Below are 19,230 nucleotides of genomic sequence, written 5' to 3' on the forward strand. Positions count from 1 at the left end.
ATTGTTTCATAACAGCGTTATGAAACTGGCAACCAGGACCGCATCCAGGAAGGCTTCACATGGCACAGGAGATTTTCCCCGGCCGCTTCACGGCGGACATCGAGCGCGACACCGTGACCGTTTTCCTCATCGGGATGCGCGCCAACCGGTGGTGGAAGATGGGCCGTGTGGCGAAGGTTGCCTCGGCCATGCCCGCCATGATGCGGCACCTCGCAGAAAACCCCGAGGCTGGACTGCTCGGCAGTGAGCAGTGGTTCGGGCGGACCACCATGCTGCTCAGCTACTGGGAAAGCCCCGGGCATCTTCGCGCATTTGCTGCCGACAAGGATTCGCCGCATCTGGGTCCGTGGCGGAAATTCATGAAGGAAATTGCGGGCAGCGGCGACGTCGGTGTGTGGCACGAAACGTACCAGGTTCCGGCGTCGGGCATTGAAGTGGTTTACAACGGGATGCCACTGTTCGGATTAGCCAAGGCAACCTCGCATGTCCCAGTGGGACCCGGCAGCAACACGGCGAAGCAGCGCATGGGCGGGACCCGGAGTACTGCGGCTTAGGCAACCGCGACGACGGCGGGTCGCCCGGCCTTGAGGGTACGGCGCAGGTGGGGGGCGGCGTCGAGCTTGTCCTGGGCGGTGCGGAGCGCACCGACGGCAGACTCCAACTGCGCGGGCGGCAAGGTGTAGGGCACACGCAGGTAGTGCTCGAACGCTCCGCCCACTCCAAAGCGCGGACCGGCGGCCAAGCGGAGCCCGAAGTCAGGTGCGAGCACCGTCAGCGCCGTGCTGCACGGCGAGGGAAGCCGGCACCAGACGGTGAGTCCGCCCTGTGGTCGCTCCACCTCCCACGATGGCAAGTGCTCGGCCAGCAAGTCCAACAGCGATTCCCGGTTGCGCCGGAGTTCCTCCAGCCGGGCGTCCAATGGCTCCGAGAAGGACCTGATCAGGCGCGCAGCCGCCAACTGTTCCACCACAGGACCCCCCAAATCCATGACGGTCCTCGTCGCAACAAAACGGGTGATCATCGCTTCATCGGCCCGGATCCATCCGGTCCTGAGGCCTGCCCAATGCGATTTGCTCAGCGACCCAATGGAAACCACCGAGGGGCTGAAGGACGACATCGGAGCCGTACGGACGCCGTCGAGGTTCAAACCCCGCAACGTCTCATCCACCACCAGCACCGTCCCGGACGCAGTTGCAGCGCGCACCAACCGCCGCCGCTGCAGATCCGACATGATGCGTCCTGTTGGATTGTGGAAGTCCGGCACGAGGTAGGCCATGGCGGGCCGCTGCTGGTTCATCGTGGACACCATCGCGTCGATGTCCCAGGCAGGAGATGTACTCGACTCTATGACGGGTAACGCCACCGGCAGCGGTTTGCAGCCGGCGGAGCGGATGGCGTCCAGCGCGTTGGGATAGGTGGGGTGTTCCACCAGGACCCGGTCCTGTTTACCGGCGAGCGTCCGCAGCACGATGTTGAGGGCATGCTGGGCGCCGGAGGTGACCAGGATCTGGCCGGCTGTGGTGGGCACGCCCTCGGCGGTATATTTTTCCGCGATGGCTTCACGCAGGGCGGGTACGCCGACGGAGTCGTACCCAAAGCCCGGCAAGAGTGCCGGCAGCTCGGTCAGTGCCTCCGCGAATGCCCGATGCACCACTTCTCCGGCGGCGGGCAGCGATGCATAGGCGAGGTCCAGCAGCCCCTCCGGAACGGCAAGCCCGGGCGCGCTGACGGGCACCGTGCGGTGCGGGATGCAGGTCCTGCCACGGCTGCCCTGCCCGGCAGTGAGGAAACCCTGCTCGCGCAGGCTCGCATAAGCGGCGGTGACGGTGGTGCGACTGAGGCTAAGCGTCTGGGCGAGTGCCCGTTCGCTGGGCAGCGCGACGTCCAGTGGGATGCGCCCGTCCATCACCAGCAACCGCACGACGTCGGCCAACTCGCGGTAGGCAGGCAGGGCGCCGGAGTTCCAAGAGCCCAGCAGGCGGACGAGTGCAATGGGATTCAGTGAGCCGGACATAAGACCAGTATTCCAAACTGGCTATGGAATACAAGGCCAGTTCTCTTGGATGATTGACATCATGATGACCCGAAGAATCACACAACTCCTGATCGGCCTCGCGATGTATGGCATCTCCTTGGCCATGTTCATCCGGGCCGGCCTTGGCTTGGACCCCTGGGACGTGTTCCACCAAGGCGTGTCCCAGAAGACCGGTTTCAGCATTGGCGTTGTGGTCATCGCGGTCAGCTTCCTTGTCCTGCTCCTCTGGATTCCGCTGCGGCAAATGCCGGGGATCGGAACCATCGCCAACGCGGTGCTCGTGGGACTTTTTGCCGACCTTGGACTGTGGCTGATCCCCGGGTTCTCCCACCTTGGAGGCCAGATCGCCATGCTTGCCGGAGCCGTGATCCTCAACGGTATTGCTTCCGCCTGCTACATCGGTGCCCGGCTCGGTCCCGGTGCCCGCGATGGCCTCATGACAGGCCTGGTTCGCCGCACCGGATGGTCCGTCAGGCTGGTGCGCACCGGCATCGAAGTGGTGGTCCTTGCCGTGGGTTTCCTGCTGGGAGGCTCAGTAGGTGTGGGAACCGTGGTCTATGCCTTGGCGATTGGCCCGATCGTGCAAGTGCTGCTGCCCAAATTTATGGTTCCGGAACGGGCCAAGGCAACGGACGGCACGGCTTCGAGCGCGGCAACGGAACCCGCAGAAGCCGTGCCGACAGCGCCAGCCGCCTAAGCCCCGCCGCTTGACCGGCGGACCTTAGCGGCACACACCCAGATCCTCGCCGTACCGCAACCAGTCCGGCAGGTCCTGCGTCAGGGCATCGCGGATGGCGGGTGTTCCAGCGCTCCGCCAATCGACGTCGTCGTTAATTTCGATTTCGTACTTCTTCCACTCGAACCAGTTGATCATTTTCAATTGCGGAAACTGTTGGTGGGTTTCGGGGGAGAAGACCTGGCGCCACCAGGCCCGTTTGACGTCCAGCTCTGACGCTCCACCGCGCGCCGGCGTGAAGATCGCAGCCGTCTCCGGTATCCCTACCGGCTTCTGATGGTCCACTCCGTAGACCTGGTAGAAGTCCGGGACGGCACTGTCATCGCCTGCGGTTCCGTTGTAGGTGCCGGTAAGCATGGCCAGGAATTTGCCCGGTTCGGAGATGTCGTTGTTGCCCCAGGGCCGTTGGTTGCCCCAGTGATACAGCGACACGCCCACCCAATCCACTGCGTCGTCCCCGGGATAGTAGGGGGCGTACGTGTCATCGTTCATGGTGAGCGTACCGTCGTGGTCCGTGTCCAGGGCGGCGAAGTCCGGGGTGCCCGGTCTGGCGGCGAACTGGCCTCCCGTAAACGGGTAGCCACCGCCGTAGTTCGGTGCCCACATCATGGACGTACCCGGCGCCTGGGTATGCACGGCTGCTGCCACCTTTCGGAAAACCTCCACGTAGCGCAGCGGCTGCTGGCCCCAGGAATACCAGGAACCGTTCATCTCATGCGCAAAGCGCACTACGACGGGCGTTCCCTGATCGTTGATGGCCCGTAAGTCGGTGGCCAACGTGGCGATTACTTCGTCGCTCATGGTCGCCAAGCCACCGTGTGGTTCCAGCGTCAGGAGGAGGACGCCGCCTGTGGGACGGACCTGGGTGACGGCGTTGGTGGTGTGGGACCACGTTTCGTCGTCGTATGGGATGTCCGAAAACTGGACCACCACCGCCGGATCATGCCCGAGATTGGCCTGGTGTTCTGCAAGGGTTTCAGAGTTCCAGTCCAGGTTGACGCCCAGCAACACCCCGTCCTTGGGCACGATGGTGGAAGCATCCACGGCCCTGCAGAGGGAGAGCGCCTGCACCACAGGCACCACCTCCTTGGACGCGAAACCCAGTCCAGTGGCGGCGAGGGCCGTCACCACCAAAGGGATGAGCAGGCTGGCCCGCCGGCGCTTGCGATTCGGGTGGCCGCTAAAGGTGGGAGGTGCCGGGGCCACCGTCATCCCCATCCCAGGGTGCGGCGCGGACGCGCGAAGAGCCCACGCCAGCGTGACTGCGGCGCGAGGTGACGTGCCCCCACCAGGTTCGTACCGCCATCGAGCGCTTCCTGGCGGGTGGCGTAGATACGGGCTACCTGCCCCAGATGGGCTTGGAGCAGTGTTTGGTCGAGGGCGGAGGATGTGCCGAAAAGACGTAGATCGCCGCCGCGGGCGCGGAGCACGTGCAGTACTTCAAGCAGGCCAACGACGCCGGACGCGCCGACAGCTGTCACGTCGGCAACGTTCAGCAGGACCACTATGGGGCCGTCGGCCGCGGCTTCTGCGGAGAGGTGGCGAACATCCAGGACGCTCAAAGCGTCCAAAGGGCCCGCGATGGTCAGATCGATTGATGTCAACAAGGTGGGGATGGAATTCGGGGCATGGGAAAGAACGGACATGGGGCGCTCCTGGCTGGGGTTGGAACGGCTTTATTCAGGTTTGTTGTCAGGGATGTGTTGGGCGTGAACCTTGAGTGGATTCGAGGACGCGGTTGAGCTCATGCGGGGTGGGAACCGGGCCCGCCAGATCCTCGCCGGGACCGCGGTACCGTGCGGCCCCGATCACCACGCTCAAAAGTGCCAGGTCCAAAGCAACCCAGGCCAACGTGATGAGTGTGGGATACAGCGGCGCTTCCCCGGTAGTTACGCGGGCGAGGCCAATGACCGCGGAAATAGCCAGCAACGCCATGGCCGCTACCTGCAGCCTGACGTGCTGGAAACCGCGTCCCGTGGCCTGTTTGCTCTTGGCTGTGACGGAGAAGGTGAGGTGCCTGCCGAGAAAAACGGCAGCTGCTCCTGAGCAAGTGGCAGCGATCCAGGTGGGAAAGAGCGCGAAAGACCATTGCTGGCCACGCCACAGACCCTTCGCGCCATTGCCCGCTACCTGGAACAGCACCTGGCACGAAATGAAGAAGGGAAGGAACAGGCAGAAGAACACCACAGGGCTGGCCGTCAACGGATAGGTGCCGGCCCACAGGAAAACCACCGGTGCTGCGATATAGCTCAGGGCGGCAAACCCGTTGAGGTAGCTTGTCATGGTGCCCAGATACATCAGGCGCTGGGCCACCGTGAGGCCACGAAGCAACAGCGGGTTGTCGTTGAAGAACACCTGCATGGTTCCGGCTGCCCAGCGATGACGCTGGGAGAGCATGGTGGACACATCCTCAGGCGCCAGGCCGTGGACCAGGACCTCGTGGTGGTAAACGCTGCCCCACCCCATCGCGTGAAGGTGCATGGCGGTGGCCATATCCTCGGTAATGGTGGTGGTGTCCATGGGGTGGATGGCCAGTGCTTGGTCTGTGTGTGCCACATCCACCGACTCCAGGATGGCGTCGAGTTCGGGAACCACATCATCCATGGCATCAGGTACTGACAATGCGGCCGTATGGAAAGCTACGCGAAGCTCGAAGGTGATCTCCGCCAAGACATCGCCCCTGCGGAGCTGGCGCTCCGCACGCGCCATCGCTTCCAGGGCCTGTTCGACCACCGGCATTGCCGCGGGATGGCGCCTGCCGAGTTCACCCAGGAGATCCTGCAGCCTTGAGCGTCCCTTACGCAGGGAACTCCACGTCTGTTCCGTTGCTGTGCGTGTGTATCGGGTCAGGCCCAGGGCCATGAGGGCTTCCCGGCGCAGGACAGCATTCGAGCCGCAGAAGAACGCCGCGTCCCAGCCATCCTTGCCTTGCTGGATGGGTCCGTAGAACAGTTCCGCCTGGCTGCCCAGGGGATCCCGGTCTGTGACGTTCCAAAAGTGCTGCGGGGTCTGGACGAAGGCCACCTCTTCAGCATCGAAGTAGCCCAGGACGCGGTCCAGGAAACGGGGTTCCGGGACCTGATCGGCGTCCAGGATGGCCACGAACTCGCCCGTGGTCAAGGACAGGGCGTTGTTGACGTTGCCCGCTTTTGCGAAGCGCTGCCTGCCATCCCATTCGGGTCCGCGGGTGATGTACCCGACGCCTATCTGCCCGGCTGCCTTCGCGAATTCGGTGCGGTTGCCATCGTCCAGGATCCATGTTTGGTGCGGGTACTCCATGTCCCTGGCGGCGATGGCCGTTTTGAGGACCAGGTCGAGTGGTTCGTTGTAGGTGGCGATGAACACGTCTACCGTCCTGCCCGGAAGGGCCGGCGGGGGAGGCGGCCGTCGTCGGGCGTTCCACATGGTGACCGCGTACAGGGCGGATTCGCCCAGACTGTAAGTCTCGGCCACCACTAGTGGCAGCGAAATCCACCATGCGTCCCACGCGACCGTGCCGGACCATCGCCAACTGATGTAGATCAATCCAAAGGAAACCACAAGAACTGCAAGAATCCTTACAAGTATTTGTCTGTAAATGCCCATTTTTAGCCTCCGGTAACTGCTGGGGAAAAGGCCAAGGCGCGCAGCATGCCCGAACACCCTCGAAGTGGAGGTTGGGAGGACACGGCTGACGCGCCTGGAGCATGCATCGTCGATGCTCAGAGGAAGGAATTCGGCTGCGAACGGAATTTCCCTATGCCATCTGGAGTGACATCATTTTCGTCACCCAAATGGTTCCTCATTCCACTTTCCCCCGCTTCTATTTCATCGCTGTTACGAAAAAGAAAAGTAAAGTCGCGGTGATTATTTCCAGGCCGTGACGTTTTGTGTGTCGTCCTGAAAAGGCTTGCGCGCGGGTTGCCGCACCGTCAGAGTGGCAACCATGAAGCGAAGACTCATGCCCCTGACGATGCTCGTCGCCGGCCTGACCCTCGCAGCTGCTGTCATAGCTCCGGAGCCGTCCGCAATGGCCGCCGCGGGCATGCCGGCCCCGGGTGCGCTGGTGTGGAGTGACGAGTTCAACGGTTCTGCCGGAACCGCGCCGGACCCCGGAAAATGGTCCTACGACACTGGAGGATCCGGCTGGGGCAACGGCGAACTTCAGTACTACACATCCAGCCCCAGGAATGCCGCAGCAGACGGCAGGGGAAACATGGCCATCACGGCACGCAAGGAGAATCCTGCCGGCTACCAGTGCCATTACGGCTCATGCCAATACACGTCCGCACGCCTCCTCACCGCCGGAAAATTCAGCCGGACGCAAGGTCGGTTCGAAGCCAGGCTCAAATTACCTCAAGGGCAAGGTATGTGGCCCGCATTCTGGATGCTGGGCAACAACGTCTTCACCGACGGTTGGCCAGCCAGCGGGGAACTGGACGTCATGGAAAACGTCGGCAAGGAACCCGGAACCGTGTGGGGAAGCATCCACGGCCCTGGCTACTCGGGCGCGAACTCGTCCAACGACAGCTACACCGTAACCAACGGCAAAGCACTGGGCGACGCGTTCCATACATTCACTGTGGACTGGGGGCCCGAATCCATCACGTGGTACATCGACGGCACTCCTTACTCACGGAAAACCAAAGCCACGACTCCGGGCCCTTGGGTCTTCGATCACAACTTCTTCCTCCTGCTGAACCTGGCCGTCGGCGGCTACTGGCCCGGAGCTCCGGACGCAGGCACAGCGTTTCCGCAGTCCCTCCTGGTCGATTACGTCCGGGTCTATGAACTCGCTGCCCCTCCGTCACCACCTGCAAGCGCGGCCGGAACCCGGATCCAGGGCTACGCGGGCAAGTGCATCGACGTCGCCGGGAGGCAAGCCGTGGACGGTGCTCAACTTCAGCTATGGGACTGCGACACAGCAGCCTCGGAGCAGTGGACTTTCGCCGCCGACGGCACCATCCGCTCACTGGGCAAATGCATGGATGTCGCCTGGGGATCCACATCCAACGGCGCACGCATTCAACTCACCGGGTGCAACGGCAACGCGGCGCAGAAGTTCGTCCTGAACAACGCCGGAGACCTGGTTAATCCACAGGCCAATAAGTGTGTTGACGTCGCCGATTGGAATCCATCCAACGGTGCACGGCTGCAATTATGGGATTGCGCCGGGTCCGCCAACCAGAAGTGGTGGCGGATGGCGTAGGAAAGCGTCCGACGGCGGCGCGCGACTTTACGGGGTCCGTTCGACTATTGCTGGGGCGGCTGGGGAGCCTCCTGGAGTAGTCGGCCGGAGCCGTGGGTGTGCGTCGTCGTCGAGGCGGATGGTGGGTCGCCCGGCCGGGCAGGTTGTTCGGGCCCGGCTGGGCGGGCTACGGCTGGGCTGGTTCTTCGGTGGAGTGATTGCCGATTCCGCGTTACGGAGCCGGCTGGCACCTCGGGCAGAAGTAGATGTCCCGTTCCTCGGTTCCATCCGGGCCGGCCAACAGGCCACGCCGAACCGTGGCGCCACAGCGCCTGCACGGTTGTCGTTCCCTGCCGTAGACCCAATACCCGGGCCTCAAGGCGCGTGGGCCCAGAGTGGTCCGGCGGCCTGGGCCAAGGTTTTCGCCCAGGAGACGCTTGGCGTCGTTCACCGTCTTGGCGAGGTCCGGGACCTCTCCCACCGGGAGGGCGGGGTGGATGCCGGAGAGGTAGCAGGCTTCGCAGCGGTAGATGTTGCCGATGCCTGCCAGTTTCCGCTGGTCCAACAGCGCGAAACCCACGGTGACGTCCGGCTCGGCCCGCAGCCTCCGCAGAGCCTCGTCCTCGTTCCAATCAGGGCCGAGCAGGTCCGGTCCCAGATGTCCAACTATCTTGTCTTCCTCGGCGGTGGGCACCACTTCCAGGATGCCCAGCGAGAACCCCACTGCGTCAGCCGTGGCTGTGCGGAGCACACACCGTGCCGTATGGCCGGGCTTGGTCCATCGACCACCCGGCGGATAGATCATCCAGTTCCCCTCCATTTTCAGGTGGGAGTGGATGGTCAGGGCACGCGGCCTTTTGCTGGCGCCGGGTGCCTCGTCCACGGGGCCGGTGAGGCGCATCAAGAGGTGTTTTCCCCGGGGGACCACCTCGGTCATGGTCCAGCCTGCGAGGTTCAGGGTGGCGAAGCGTGGCACACGGAAGTCGGAGGCCGTGATGGTTTGTCCGGCCAAGGCCTCGTTCAGCCGCGACGCAGCGCGCCAAATGGAATCACCCTCAGGCACGGATCCGGAGTCCCTTCGGAGTGGAGTAGGCACCGGCTGCTGCCAGGGCTACGGCAATGGGGGTTTGGAGAAGGTCGTGGCCGTTGACCTTCTCCATGAAAAGCTTGTCCACGGCACCGCGGCGCACCACATCCACCAACGCCTGGGCCGCAAGTGTCAGCACGGCCTCGTCTTGATTGAAGGTGAGCAGTGTCTTGCCGCCGCGTTCCACGTAAAGGACCAACGCGCCGTCGACCATCACCACGAGCGCTCCGGCCTTCCGTCCCGGACGGTGCCCGGACCCGGCGTCGACTGACAAGGCAGGCCACGGAAGGGCGGCGCCGTACGGGTTGGCCGGATCCGTCGCGGCCAAGGCCAAAGCCGACGGTTCTGCCTTGGAAATGCGGGCATCCTCTGTGAAGGACCTCAGCCGGTCCACCGTTGCCGGGACTGCGAACTGGGCAGCACCCAAATGCTCGATAAAGTACCCGCGGCGGCACCGGCCTGCCTCCTCCAACCGGGCAAGCACTTTGTACATGAGCCCGAAGCCGCCAATGATGTTCTCCGCCATGACTGAACCGCGGGTCACCACGCCGTACCTGTCCAACAGCAGTTCGGCCGTGCCGCGGGCATGGATGGTGGGATCCAATTCCGGGGCAGGCAGGGCCGACCAGCGGCCCACAGCAGACGGCGGTGCAGCAGCAATTCCGCCTGATACCGAGCCGTAACGACCGCCGGTAAGCCCGGGCGAGCCCAGCAGACCGGTCCCGTGCGAGCGCCCCAGCCTGCTGAGGCGGGGAGCCCGCGCCCTCGGGGCCTTGGCCACCTGCCGGTGTGCGGTTTTGCCGCCGGCGATCATGGCGCGCACCGGGGCAAAAGTATCTCCTGTCACCCGGCCGGCCCAGACCAGGTCCCACAGCGCAGAGACCACGGCGTCGTCGCTCAACACCGAATCCATGCCGCCTGCCACGTCAGTGAGTTGCCGGAAGAAGTAGCCACCGCCTGCGCTGAAGTGCTCCAGGAGCCGCTGTTGTGCGTCTCCGGGTTCGAACTCGGGGGAGGGGTTGAGGGTCAGCTCGGCGGAATCGGCCACGTGGAGGCTGATCCAGCCGTCATTTCCGGGCAGCGAGCCCGCCCCGGACCAGAGGAGTTCGCCCGCGGCCATCAGTTCGTCCAGCATGGCGGGTTTGTAGTCTGCCACCCGGCTCGCCAGTACCAAAGGCTCCCAGGCTGAGGCGGGGATAGGTACGCCTGACAGCTGGTCTACGGCAGTGATGATGCCGTCCAGTCCGCGCAACGCCTGGCTCCGCGACTTCCCCGGGGCGGTGACGTTTTGCCAGGCCGGCAGGAACCGCCCGTAAGCGGCGGTGTCCACGGGCTCCACTTCGGCGCGGAGGGCAGCAAGGGAACGGCGGCGCAGCTTGCGCAGAACTTCGGCATCGCACCACTCGCTGGACGGCGGGGCGTCCAGGGTCATGAGCTCGCGATCTGCTCCTTCCGCCATGGGCTGGGGTTCGGCCACAGCGTGTGGACGGAACTCTCCCTCCACCACCCGGCCGTCCCCGGCCAGGCGTTTCAGGGCCGTATTGACCACCGCTACACCGAGTCCCAACCTTGAGGCTGCTTCCGACGCCGTGAACGGTCCGTGTGTGCGTGCATAACGGGAGACGAGGTCACCCAAAGGATCATTGACCGGCTCAATGAACGCCAAAGGAACACCCATCGGCAAGGGAACGCCGATTGCGTCGCGGAGTCTTGCGGAATCCTCCACCGCAGCGAAGCGTTCGACGCCGCCGATGGTCACCTTAAGCGCACGGTTGGCTTTCTGCAGGGCAGCGAGGTGGGATCCGGCGTCGGTGACGGTGCCCGGTGGCGCGGCCGGCGGAGCTTCCTCCAGGTGTTCGGCGCCGTCCGGATGATCTGCGCCGTCCGGATGATCTGCGCTGATAAGCTGCTCCAGCGTTCCATCCTGCTGCACTGTTCCAGCTGGCTCCACGCCTTGAAGCCGTTCCGCCACTTCTTCAACGCTGAGCGGACCCAACAACCGCAGCAGGTCAGCCACGCCCTCCATCCCACGCACGCGCCTGTCAGGGGCCAGCCGCTGCAGTTCCCTTTCCGTGGAGTCGATAACTGCCGCATCCAGGAGCTCGCGCAGTTCCACACGCCCCAGGAGTTCGTTGAGGAGAGTGGAGTCCAACGCCAGGGCAGCGGCCCGGCGTTCCGCCAAGGGGGAGTCGCCCTCGTACAGGAACTGGGCCACATAGCCGAAGAGCAGCGACTTGGCGAAGGGGGACGGCTGCTGCGTGGTGGTCTCCACGATCCTGAGTTCACGACGCTCCACAGAGGCCGCAATGTCTTTGAGTGCGGGCAGATCGTAAACATCTTGCAAGCATTCGCGCACCGTTTCGAGCACGATGGGGAACGAAGGATACTTCCTGGCGACGTCCAGCAACTGGGCCGAGCGTTGCCGTTGCTGCCACAGCGGCTGGCGCTTGGCGGGGTTTTGGCGCGGCAGTAGCAGCGCCCGGGCCGCGCACTCGCGGAACCGGGAGGCGAACAGCGCGCTTCCCCCTACTTCGGCGGTGACGATTTGTTCCAGTTCCTCCGGGTCAAACAGGAACAGCTCAGCGCCGGGCGGCTCATCTTCCATCATGGGCACGCGCAGGACGATGCCGTCGTCGGCCGCCATCGCGGAACCGTCCAGTCCGTAACGCTGCTGCAGACGTTGCCCCACGGCGAGTGCCCAGGGGGCGTGGACGGGCATGCCAAAGGGGCTGTGGAGGACTACCCGCCAGTCGCCCAGCTCGTCATGGAAGCGTTCGACCACCAAGGTTCGGTCACTGGGGACGATCTCCGTGGCTTCCTTCTGTTCCCTGAGGTACTGAAGCAGGTTGCTTGCCGCGAAGGCGTCCAGGCCGCTGGCTTGGCAGCGTTCCATGGCGGGAGCCTCGTCAGCGGCGGAGAGTTCGCGGATGAAGGCGCCGAGCGCCCGGCCGAGGTCAACGGGGCGGCCGAGGGAATCGCCCTTCCAGAAGGGGAGCTTGCCGGGTTGGCCGAAGGCCGGGGAGACCAGGACGCGGTCGTGGGTGATGTCCTCGATTTTCCAACTGGTAGCGCCCAGTGCAAAGACGTCGCCCACCCGTGACTCGTACACCATTTCTTCATCGAGTTCACCAACGCGGCGGCCGCCCTTGGCCGCGCGGGCCGAGGCAGTTGGTTCGCTCCCGTCCGCGCTGCCCGGCGAGGCTGAGCCCTCAACTTCTGTGCCGATGATGTACACGCCGAACAGTCCACGGTCCGGGATGGTGCCACCGGAGGTCACTGCAAGACGCTGGGCCCCCGGCCTGCCCTCGATGGTTCCCGCATGCCGGTCCCAGATGATGCGCGGCCGGAGCTCGGCGAATTCGTCCGATGGATAGCGTCCCGCCAACAGGTCCAGTGTGGCCTCGAACGCGGACCGCGGGAGGCTGGCGAACGGTGCTGACCGGCGCACAGTGCTGAACCAGTCTTCGACGTCGATGCTCCCCAAGGCAGTCGCCGCCACCGTCTGCTGGGCCAGGATGTCCAAGGGATTCGTGGGGATGCTCAACCGTTCAATTTGCCCGCTCAGCATGCGTTCCACGGTGACACTCGTGTGCAGGAGATCCGCCCGGTGCTTCGGGAACAGCACGCCCTCGGAAATCTCGCCCACCTGGTGGCCGGCACGCCCCACACGCTGGAGGCCACTGGCCACTGACGGAGGAGACTCCACCTGGATGACCAAGTCCACCGCACCCATATCGATGCCCAGTTCCAGTGACGAGGTTGCCACCACGCAGCGGAGCCTGCCGGATTTGAGGTCGTCCTCGATCATGGCCCGCTGGTCCTTGGAGACCGAGCCGTGGTGGGCCCGGGCCAGGACAGGATCGGCGCCGGTGGTGCTGCCGGCCTGCGCCATCATGTGGGCCGGGGTGGCTGTGGATGCCGGTACTCCGGCGTCCGATGCCGGGGCGGCCCACTCGCTGCCGCCTACAGCCATCAATTGCCGTTCAGCGTAGATTTCGTTGAGCCGGGCCGTCAGACGCTCGGAAAGGCGCCGCGAATTTGCGAAGACAATAGTGGATTGCTTGGACAGGACAAGATCAACAATCTGTTCCTCCACATGGGGCCAGATGGACGCCTGGGGCTGCAACCCGGAGGCCGGCCCGGAATCGAATGCTCCCGCGGCACCTTGGAGGTCCGACATGTCCTCCACAGGCACGGTGACTGTGAGGTTCCAGTTTTTCTTGGATGGTGGAGCTACGATTTCCACTGGAGCCTGGCCCGCCAGGAACTGCGCCACCAATTCACGCGGCTGCACGGTGGCCGAGAGCCCGATCCTCTGCGCCGGCTTGGGAAGCAAGGCATCCAGGCGCTCCAAGGAAACGGCCAGGTGGGCCCCGCGTTTGGTACCCGCAACGGCGTGCACTTCGTCGATGATGATGGTGTCCACTTCACTGAGAGTCTCCCGGGCACGGGAGGTCAGCATGAGGAACAGGGATTCGGGCGTGGTGATCAGGATGTCCGGCGGGTTGGTCAGCAGCGTTCGGCGATCTGCCGCCGTCGTATCTCCTGAACGGACGCCGACTGTCACAAGCGGTGCAGGCAGCCCTAATCGCTTGGCCGTCTGGGTGATGCCTATCAGTGGCGCACGGAGGTTCCGCTCTACGTCCACCCCGAGTGCCTTGAGCGGGGAGATATACAGGACGCGGGTTTTGGTCTTGGGACGTTTGGCGCGGCCCTTGCCGTTGGCGGGGACAGTCTCCAGCCCTGGGAGGGTGTCCGACGGGGTGGAGTGCAGCCGATCCAGCGCCCAAAGGAACGCTGCGAGGGTCTTACCGGAACCGGTAGGAGCGACTACCAGGGCATGCGAACCTGACGAGATCGCGTTCCACGCCCCGTCTTGCGCGGGGGTGGGCTCGGAAAAGGCGCCGAGGAACCATTCCCTGGTTGCCTGGCTGAAACGGCTGATGGCGCCATCCGACGCCTGCGGCTCCTGCATCCCTCCATCATGCCCCACGGCCCCGACAGAATAAGCCGGGAGCCGTGGAGTCAACGTCAGACTGCTTGGAACGCGGTAATGGTCAGGAGTTTGATGCCGGCATTGCTGCAGGCGTCGTGGGGCTCTGCGACGAACAGCGATGCTGTGTCGTTTGGCGGGTAGATCCGGAAGCCGGCGGCAGGGACCTTGGTGCAGTCGCCGTAGTTGCCGGCCTGCGTGTAGCGGATTTCAGCCCACGCAGACTTGCCCGGGGCCAGTTCGATCTTGGTGACCGGAGTGGTGGTCTCGCGGGTTGCCGGTTCGCCGATCGGTTCGCCGCTGGCATCGGCTGTCAGTGAGACGCCGGCGAAGCCTTCGAGGACACAGGGGGTTGTGCCGGAGTTCGTCAGGATCAGCTTTTCGTAGATGCTGCCTGCTGCTCCGCCGCCGGTTGAATCGGTAGCCGCCGTCAGCGACGCCGCTTTGCACAGGGTGGCGTCTGCTGGCGCGGCGGACGTGGCGGTCGGCGATGGGGAGGGCGTCGTCGTGGCCGTCGCCGATGGTGAGCTGGGTGTCGACGAGGCCGACGGAGTTGAAGAAGTGGGCGGGGCACTGCTGGTTCCCGCCGGGCTGGGGCTTGGCCCGCAAGCCGCCAGGAGCAGCAATGAAGCGGCTGCCGTCGTCGTGACAAGTCCGGTTTTGATGCGCTGAGTCCACATGGGCACCAGCCTTGCCCCGGCCGTGACGCGAGTCAATTGAGCCACGGCACAGTGTGCGGATTGGCGCCCGGATCGTGATCTTCCGGGCGCCAACCCGGGGTCAACTACTTGGAGGAATCAGCCTTGGCCACCGCAGGCTTGGCAGCGCGGCTGCGGAAGAAGGCAGCACCGCCCAGGCCCAAACCAGCGATGCCGGCGACCAGGCCGGCCCAACTGCGTGCCTGCGAACCGTCGTCCGAGGTCACTGCGGAAGCCTGCTCGGTGGAGACGGCGGTTGCCGCGTGGTGGTCACCTTCCGCGGCAGCAGGGGTGATGGAGATGGCCGGTGCGGGCGACTTCAGGTCGTCTTCGCTCTGGCCATCCTTGGGGATCTCAATCCAGTCCGTGTTGCCCGTCTCGCAGGTCTGGTAGGTGGGGAAATAGATCGTCTTGCCGGCAGCGTCGGGCAGCTTGACCGACAGAACCAGGGCATCGCGCATGTGCGGATCCAGCGGTGCCTTGGCTGTGTAGACAATCTGGCTGGTGCGCTTGGTGATGGACGTTCCGTCTGCCAGCTTCCTGGGCTCAGTGAGGTTTTCCGTAACCTTTTCAACTGTCCAGTTCGCGTTGACGGTGGGCGTCGCGTCGGTCAGTTCTTCGGGAAGGTTGATGGCCACTTTGGTGGTGCCGGACGTGCCACACCCGTGGGGGACACCGAACGTCAGCAGCGCGTAGGAGTTCGCTGCAGTTTTGTTGGGGTCGACGGAAACGTGCGCAGAGGCACCGGCGATACCGGCCATCATCAGGGCGGCTGTTCCACCGGCGACGGCGGTAGCGGAAAGGGTGCGGCGGAGGGCGGACTTGTTCATGGGAATGCCTTTCAGATGCGCTGGCTGAACCGGCGCAGGGGTACGGGTTTGGGGCCCGTCACCATGCAAAGGCTTTGCGTGTGCGGCGCATTGTCGCGTCGCGTTGGTGCCGGGCGGAACTAGGGAAGTACGACGACGGCGGGCGGGCCGCGTCGGCTGTCTTGCCTGAGGTTCCGCCAGGGGCGGGGGATGAAGACGTCGGGTGCGCCAACCGTGACAGGGGAGGCGCCGGCGTCGGGCCTGAACACCAAGGTCGGAAGGGCGAGCAGCGGCCGTAGCCAGGCCGCCAACTGCCAGAGCGCATCTTCGCCCTTGGTCAGGACGATCGCAGAAGCAAAGGTAGCGATGACGTGGCCCACCAGCATCAAGGTGCCGAAAGCCTTCCCGAGCTCATGGGTGTGCGCTGCTGCGATGTCCAGGCCGGGGCTCAAGGAACCGCCGCCCAGGTGGTGGTTCGCCGCCGGACCCGTGGCTGTGATGGGCCCCAAGGCCGTGAAGGCCTCGTGAAGCACCAATTGTCCCGCGCCTAAGAGGCCCGCCATGGAGACGAGGTTCAGCTTGAAACGGGTAGCCAGTGTTGCCACTAGAGCCGTCAGCACCACGAGCGCCAACAGGACCGGGGCCGTGGGAAGCGTCCCGCCGCCCACAATGTGGGCACCTGCTGCGAGGAGAACCACCACAAGGGAGACGGCGCCCGACCGCAGAGCATGGAAGGGAGCCCGGGTCCGCGATGTGCGCACGTGGTCCTCCCTGATCTCATTTGTTGCTTGATTGTCGGCGTCTTGATTCTATCGGGAGTTCGGCGCCGGCCTGGCCCCGGATGGGTGGCTATGTGGATAGGTGCGCCGAGGGGCGGGATCCCGGCACTTTGGCAGCGGCGAAAGAGGTGAGAGCTAACCCCTCGCCCGCCGGACGAAGGTTGCTTGTGGGGGCTGAGGCACTTTCGCTATCGACGTGGAACGACGACGGCGGAGTTCCAGTTTGAGGCTTTCCTCGCCGCGCGCCATGGCCCAGTGATGGTTGGCCGAGAATGCGGGTTTGAGAAGCCAGCTCAGCCAACGGAGCAGTGGCTTGGCTGCGCTGACCCGCCAGTCGTAGGTGATGACCACTTCCGGACCGTCGGTTTCGAACGTCCAGCGGCCTGTTCCGTTAAGGTCGCCTTGTGCCGTGAGGGCGAAGCCGTCGAGGGTCACCGGTTCAGTGACGGTCAGCCGCCAACGCAGGGTGTACGGGAGCCAGCCCTTGGTGTGGAGGTCGAAGCTGGCGCCAACGCCGTCAGGTCCGCCGTCGGCGACGGGAGTGACCGTGAGATAGACGGACGGCCACCATTGCTTGAGCGCCGCGGCATCACCGAGGATGTCCACCACTTCCTCGCGGGATCCCGCCACACGCCACACAGTAACGAACTCGTAGTCACTGCTTTTGCTGGTTCTTTTGGTGGTCCCGGCCATTGTTGCCTCCGAGGTCCGTGCTGGTTTCGAGGGTGTCTGGTGGCATCCCTGATTAATCTACTCTTGGCATCGTCGAAGGGTTAGTTCTCGCCCCTTTGACAGCGTGAAAGGGTTGAGATCCCGCCCCTCGCCGGTCGCGAAAGGGGTGAGATCCCGCCCCTCGGCGGAAGCGAAGACAAAGCTACTCGCCCGAGTTCTCCCGGGATGTGATGCCGAACGGCGCGGACTGGAGCTCGGTGAAGTTTCCCACGCTGGCCCGGACTGTGCATTGCGGCGTGATTTGCAGAGCAGTGACGGTGAGTCCTGAGCTGTCCACTGCCAACGCCCCGCCACAACCGTCGGCGAACCGCACTCCCTTTTCACCGCCGGTGACTGCGTCGAGCATCTGCGATGGCTTACCCGAGGCCGGGCTGACGTAGAGGGGATTGAGTTCATCGGCGCCGCCTGCCCACACCGGAACCAGCGTGATTTTCAGGGGACTGGGCGTGACAACGCGGGCAGGGGTGCGGACCTCTACGCCCTTGAGGCGTTGCACCGGGTACGCGGTGCCTTTGACGGCAGGGTTTTGCGTGGCAGCCGTGGTTGCAGCCGATGAGCTGCGAAGCCAGGCATCCATTGCCTTCTGGTCCGCGGGCTGCACAGGTACCTTGGCGGTCAGTTGTACAGATCCTCCGGCGGGAATCTCCACCCCGGACAGCTTCCAGCCGCATTCAACATCCAGGCCGGTGATGGAAGCCTGGTTACGGCTCACCGTGCCACCATCCCAAGTCACAGCCGGGCATGCTTCGCCATCGGCCAGTCCGGGGATGACCTCCAGGAACTCACCGGACAAGGGCGCTTTCTGCGCCGAGTAGGACACCGTTAAACGGACCTGGCCGGACGAAGGCTCGTACGCTGCGCTCCGCGAAATGGCGAGGCCTGTCGGAAGGGCAGGGTCCTGCAGTTGCGCTGACAGCTGCTGTCCGGGAGGCGGGGGTGCTGCCTGCTGGGTGGTGGGGGACAGGAGAATGAAACCCACCACCATGGCCACGATCAGGAAGACCGCGCTGGCGGCCAGAAGCAGCGCCTTGCGTGTCCGCCAAAACGGGGTCGAGTCTTTTTCCTCTGCCTTTTCCTCCGCTTGGGGAAGGACCTCGCGGCGCGCCATGGGGCGGGCAATGGTAGCGCTGCCGGCCTGCCCAAGGTCCGGAGCCTCAACATCGACGCCGGCGGGTGGGGCCGCTGCAAAGGCTGCGAGTTCGTCATCGGTAAAGGCGCCGCGGACGACGGTAGCCGGACGTTCGACGTCGTCGAACTCTTCGGGCGCTGTCCCCCGGAGGAGAGCGGGCTTGCCCGCAAGACCGGGCGCCAGGCGTCGGAGCGACGACGCAGCTTCACCGGCTGTTGGGCGTTGGTTGGGATCCTTGGACAACAGCCGATCCAGGACGCTCCACAAAGCATCATCCACCGGAATACGGGGCGGTCGCGAAGAGACATGGCGGTAAGCCACGCTGAAGTCCGTTCCCGGACCCGCGAACGGTGTGCGGCCGGCAAGGAGTTCGTAGAGCAGGACTCCTGTGGAATAGACATCTCCGGCGGGCCCGGACCGCCCTTGGCTGATGAGTTCGGGAGGCATGTACTGCGGAGTGCCAATCAGGCCTGTCGTCTGACGGATTTTCTCGCCCACGACGTCGGAAATGCCAAAGTCGGACACACGCACGTCGCCGCTTTCACACTCGGACCACGGGCGGGCCAGGAGCACATTGTCCGGCTTGATGTCGCGGTGCGTCACGCCCCGCGAGTGGGCGAACGCGAGGGCATCGAAGATTTCGGCGGCAACTTTCACTGCTTCTTCGGAGGGCATCGGGCCAGCGTCCTTGACGACGTCGCGCAGCGAGCCGCCCGCGATGTAGTCCATGACGATGGCCAACCGTTCACCCTCAACCACCATGTCCCGTACTGTGACGATGCTGGAATCCTGCAGACCGAGCAGCACGGAGCGCTCGCGGACGAACCGCTCTACCAAGGAAGGGTCATCGGCATGCTCCGGTCGCAGGACTTTGGCCGCCAGGGTGCGGCCGTCGGTGGACGTGACCGTCCAGACTTCGCCCACAGCCCCTGAGCCCACGCGCTCCCCAAAGCGGTAGGACGCGCCCAACGCCTGACCCGTTTGTGCCAATTGCATGTCCGTACTCTCCAAAGCTGTCGATCTGATATCCGGGCCGTTCCGCGGACCCCTGCAAAGTATCTGCTG

Annotated in this window: 14 protein-coding genes; 3 read left to right on the plus strand and 11 right to left on the minus strand. The window is 64.5% G+C overall.

The window, feature by feature from the left end; genetic code table 11:
• The first annotated feature begins 59 nt into the window (after window positions 1-59).
• A complete protein-coding gene (locus AYX22_RS04320; protein WP_207596264.1) occupies window positions 60-554 on the plus strand; it encodes a DUF4188 domain-containing protein in 495 nt (164 codons plus the stop codon).
• Here AYX22_RS04320 and AYX22_RS04325 read toward each other — a convergent pair.
• Window positions 551-2,014 carry a PLP-dependent aminotransferase family protein gene (locus AYX22_RS04325; protein ID WP_207596265.1) on the minus strand — a complete coding sequence of 488 codons (1,464 nt, stop codon included), beginning with the start codon at window positions 2,012-2,014 and terminating at the stop codon, window positions 551-553. The genes AYX22_RS04320 and AYX22_RS04325 overlap by 4 nt on opposite strands.
• Before the next feature lie 61 nt (window positions 2,015-2,075).
• On the opposite strand from AYX22_RS04325, the gene AYX22_RS04330 reads away from it, so the two are divergent.
• A complete protein-coding gene (locus tag AYX22_RS04330; protein WP_207597469.1) occupies window positions 2,076-2,732 on the plus strand; it encodes a hypothetical protein in 657 nt (218 codons plus the stop codon).
• Between the two features lie 24 nt (window positions 2,733-2,756).
• On the opposite strand, the gene AYX22_RS04335 is transcribed toward AYX22_RS04330, so the two are convergent.
• The 3 genes from AYX22_RS04335 to AYX22_RS04345 are packed head-to-tail and all read right to left on the minus strand — an operon-like array spanning window position 2,757 to window position 6,356.
• Complete coding sequence (locus tag AYX22_RS04335; protein ID WP_207596266.1) at window positions 2,757-3,989, minus strand: glycosyl hydrolase; 1,233 nt, start codon at window positions 3,987-3,989, stop codon at window positions 2,757-2,759.
• Window positions 3,980-4,417, minus strand: coding sequence for an STAS domain-containing protein (locus tag AYX22_RS04340; RefSeq protein WP_207596267.1), 438 nt, complete (start codon window positions 4,415-4,417; stop codon window positions 3,980-3,982). The genes AYX22_RS04335 and AYX22_RS04340 overlap by 10 nt, the downstream gene beginning before the upstream one ends.
• 46 nt (window positions 4,418-4,463) lie before the next feature.
• Window positions 4,464-6,356, minus strand: a complete 1,893-nt coding sequence (locus AYX22_RS04345) for a glycosyltransferase (protein ID WP_207596268.1) — start codon at window positions 6,354-6,356, stop codon at window positions 4,464-4,466.
• A gap of 340 nt (window positions 6,357-6,696) precedes the next feature.
• Here AYX22_RS04345 and AYX22_RS04350 point away from each other — a divergent pair, with 340 nt between their 5' ends.
• Complete coding sequence (locus AYX22_RS04350) at window positions 6,697-7,959, plus strand: glycoside hydrolase family 16 protein (protein ID WP_207596269.1); 1,263 nt, start codon at window positions 6,697-6,699, stop codon at window positions 7,957-7,959.
• Window positions 7,960-8,170: 211 nt separating this feature from the next.
• Here the strand turns inward: AYX22_RS04350 and AYX22_RS04355 are convergent, their stop codons facing one another.
• The 7 genes from AYX22_RS04355 to AYX22_RS04385 form a co-directional block, all read right to left on the minus strand.
• Complete coding sequence (locus AYX22_RS04355) at window positions 8,171-9,001, minus strand: Fpg/Nei family DNA glycosylase (RefSeq protein ID WP_207596270.1); 831 nt, start codon at window positions 8,999-9,001, stop codon at window positions 8,171-8,173.
• On the minus strand, window positions 8,994-14,000 hold the full coding sequence (locus AYX22_RS04360; RefSeq protein WP_207596271.1) for a DEAD/DEAH box helicase: 5,007 nt from the start codon (window positions 13,998-14,000) through the stop codon (window positions 8,994-8,996). The genes AYX22_RS04355 and AYX22_RS04360 overlap by 8 nt, the downstream gene beginning before the upstream one ends.
• A gap of 56 nt (window positions 14,001-14,056) precedes the next feature.
• Complete coding sequence (locus tag AYX22_RS04365) at window positions 14,057-14,698, minus strand: DUF4232 domain-containing protein (protein WP_207597470.1); 642 nt, start codon at window positions 14,696-14,698, stop codon at window positions 14,057-14,059.
• Window positions 14,699-14,802: 104 nt separating this feature from the next.
• Window positions 14,803-15,546, minus strand: a complete 744-nt coding sequence (locus AYX22_RS04370) for a YcnI family protein (protein WP_207596272.1) — start codon at window positions 15,544-15,546, stop codon at window positions 14,803-14,805.
• Window positions 15,547-15,665: 119 nt separating this feature from the next.
• The gene (locus AYX22_RS04375) at window positions 15,666-16,286 is read right to left on the minus strand and encodes a hypothetical protein (RefSeq protein ID WP_207596273.1); all 621 of its coding nucleotides are present in this window, start codon (window positions 16,284-16,286) and stop codon (window positions 15,666-15,668) included.
• A gap of 153 nt (window positions 16,287-16,439) precedes the next feature.
• Window positions 16,440-16,997 carry an SRPBCC family protein gene (locus AYX22_RS04380; protein ID WP_207596274.1) on the minus strand — a complete coding sequence of 186 codons (558 nt, stop codon included), beginning with the start codon at window positions 16,995-16,997 and terminating at the stop codon, window positions 16,440-16,442.
• A 181-nt stretch (window positions 16,998-17,178) separates the two neighbouring features.
• Window positions 17,179-19,161: a serine/threonine-protein kinase gene (locus AYX22_RS04385; RefSeq protein ID WP_207596275.1), complete on the minus strand. Its 1,983-nt coding sequence runs from the start codon at window positions 19,159-19,161 to the stop codon at window positions 17,179-17,181.
• Window positions 19,162-19,230: the final 69 nt, after the last annotated feature.

It is taken from the genome of Arthrobacter sp. D5-1 (assembly GCF_017357425.1).
GTDB lineage: Bacteria > Actinomycetota > Actinomycetes > Actinomycetales > Micrococcaceae > Arthrobacter.